This is a genomic window from Vibrio sp. 1288 (assembly GCF_033344475.1).
In genome coordinates, this window is sequence record NZ_JAWPOX010000675.1 from 1 (window position 1) to 635 (window position 635).

1 protein-coding gene is annotated in these 635 nt (G+C 46.1%); it reads right to left on the minus strand.

The window, feature by feature from the left end:
- The coding region (locus R8O11_RS28715) for a M1 family aminopeptidase (RefSeq protein ID WP_318195056.1) at positions 1-635 on the minus strand (635 nt) is incomplete at both ends.

The window sequence follows — 635 nt, forward strand, 5'->3', positions numbered from 1 at the left end:
TGATCACGGATCACCGTCAAACCTTCTTTTAGGCTCAGCTGGAACCAATCACGGCAAGTCACGCGGTTGCCTGTCCAGTTGTGGAAGTATTCATGGCCAATCACAGCTTCAATACCCAAGTAATCGCGGTCTGTCGCCGTTTGGTCATTCGCCAGAACAAACTTAGAGTTAAAGATATTTAGGCCTTTGTTTTCCATTGCGCCCATGTTGAAGAAATCAACCGCCACGATCATATAAATATCGAGGTCGTATTCTAGACCAAAGCGTTCTTCGTCCCACTTCATTGAGTTGATTAGCGATGTCATCGCGTGACCCGCTCGGTCTAAGTTGCCTTTATCGACAAAGATTTCTAGGTCAACGTTGCGACCAGACATTGTGGTGTATTTATCGCGAAGAACATCAAAGTCACCAGCGACAAGCGCAAATAGATAAGCTGGTTTTGGATGTGGATCTTGCAATTGCACCCAATGACGACCGTTCTCTGCTTCGCCTTGTGCAATACGGTTACCATTGCTGAGCAAGTATGGATATGTTGCTTTATCTGCAATGACTTTGGTTGTGTATTTTGCCAGTACGTCTGGGCGATCTAAGTAATACGTGATGCGGCGGAAGCCTTCTGCTTCACACTGTGTACA